Source organism: Trichococcus sp. (genome assembly GCF_049589555.1).
Lineage (GTDB): Bacteria > Bacillota > Bacilli > Lactobacillales > Aerococcaceae > Trichococcus.
The window spans coordinates 1-1,861 of record NZ_JBAWAZ010000151.1 but is presented as its reverse complement, the minus strand read 5'-3'; the positions used below and the strand labels follow the sequence as shown (position 1 = coordinate 1,861).

Below are 1,861 nucleotides of genomic sequence, written 5' to 3'. Positions count from 1 at the left end.
AGTTATCAAGTGCCTGAGGGCATGAATGTACACGCTGTCAGTAGTGCCGATAAACGGAAATGAATGATCAACAATTTTTACAAAAGAGAGGGAGAATAATGATGAAAAAGAAATTATTATTTACAATCGCTTCAACGATGCTGGTGTTCCCGTTGATTACAGGATGCGGAGAAGAAGCCACAAGTACGGACGGAGAAGTCCAAGGTGATTTGGTTATCTGGGAACATGACCCTAGTTTTGAAGAACCTGTACAAACGCTGGTGGATGAGTTCAATAAAGAATACCCAGACGTCAATATTGAGGTGGAAGCCAAGTCAGGGAGCGACTATTACTCGCTGTTGACGACATCCCTTCAATCAGGCAGCGGCCCTGATTTGTTCTGGACGAACGGAACAGCAACAGAAAATATGCAAACCTATGTCGAACAAGAAAAGGTTGCTGATATTTCAGACATAGTTGATTTGAGCGAACTGTCCGAAGAGTCGTATGACTTAGCCAAAATCGATGACAAAACGTATTCGGTTCCTTGGATGACCTTTGATGCAAGAGCTGTTTATTACAACAAAGATATTTTTGAAGAATTAGGCATCACTGAACCAAAAACATTCGATGAATTTGAAGCGATGCTTGCAAAGATAAAGGACAATGGCTATGTGCCGATTTCGTTATCCGGTTTGAGTTCATGGCAGCTGTTGTGGGTCTATGAAGTGCTGTTGGCATCACAATATCCAGAATACACGAAGGGCTTCGATGATTATTCTGTAAAAGCAGATTCAGATGAAGCAAGAGCAGCATTGGACAAAGTTGTTGAATGGGCAGAAAAAGGCTACTTCGGCGATGGATTCAAAGGTGTGGACAGCAATGGACAAACCCTGGCGTTTACGACAGGCAAAGCTGCGATGACCATCGATGGCTCTTGGATGGTGCAAACGATCGAAAAAAATAATCCGGATCTGAATTTTGGCGCTTTCCAAATTCCATCCAATGATGGAACGAAGACAATGATGGGATCATTCGCCAACGGGTTCTCGATGAATGCCGATACAGAAAACAGTGCTGCAGCAGAAGCATTCCTGCAATTCTGTGCAACGAAGGAAGCACAAGAGATTTGGGTGAAAGAATTACATGCCGTTTCAGGCGACTCAGAAATCCCATCGGCTGAAGGTGTTGCCCAAGAAATTTCGAATGCAGATCAAGTGGTAGGCACTTGGCAGTCGATGTTGACAAAACACTCCTCTGGTTCAAACTCTGCTGCTTCCGTTTGGGAAGAGGAAGGAACAGCAATTTTTGGAGACAAACTTACTGTGGATGAATTGATGGACAAAATCGGCGCAGCCATGGATTAACCCAACCGGAAAATTTGATCCATCGTTTTGAATCAGCATCCGTTCAATCTCTTCAATGACTGGACGGATGCTGCATTACAAAGCGCCAGGACGTGCGACCGACAAGATGTTGAAATTTTCAGCAAAAGGAGTTTACCCATGAAAAATCTATTGAAAAGCAAGCCTCAGATAGGGTTTATCCTACCAGGCTTTCTGATATATACAATCTTTGCAATCATCCCCATTTTTTCAGCCATGTACTACAGTTTTTTTGAATGGCCGGGAATCGGGGAGAAAACCTTTGTTGGCCTTGATAACTTTATTACGCTGTTTACCGATGAAACGGTGGCCCCGATTTTCTATAATGCGTTGTTCAACAACCTGAAATATATATTGTGCATCTGGTTCGTCATCACACCTGTACAATTCATATTGGCATATATCCTCTTCATCAAAATCCGCGGCGCCCAGTATTTCAAGTTGATGCTGTTTTTGCCTTACGTAATCAGTTCAACCATCATCGGATTCTTCACTAC

2 protein-coding genes are annotated in these 1,861 nt (G+C 43.0%); both read left to right on the top strand.

Annotated features, from left to right (window positions below; translation table 11 throughout):
- Positions 1 to 101: 101 nt before the first annotated feature.
- Positions 102 to 1,346, top strand: coding sequence for an ABC transporter substrate-binding protein (locus WBV27_RS05910; protein WP_424200275.1), 1,245 nt, complete (start codon positions 102 to 104; stop codon positions 1,344 to 1,346).
- A gap of 138 nt (positions 1,347 to 1,484) precedes the next feature.
- A partial coding sequence (locus WBV27_RS05905; RefSeq protein WP_424200273.1) for a carbohydrate ABC transporter permease occupies positions 1,485 to 1,861 on the top strand: 377 nt, incomplete at its 3' end.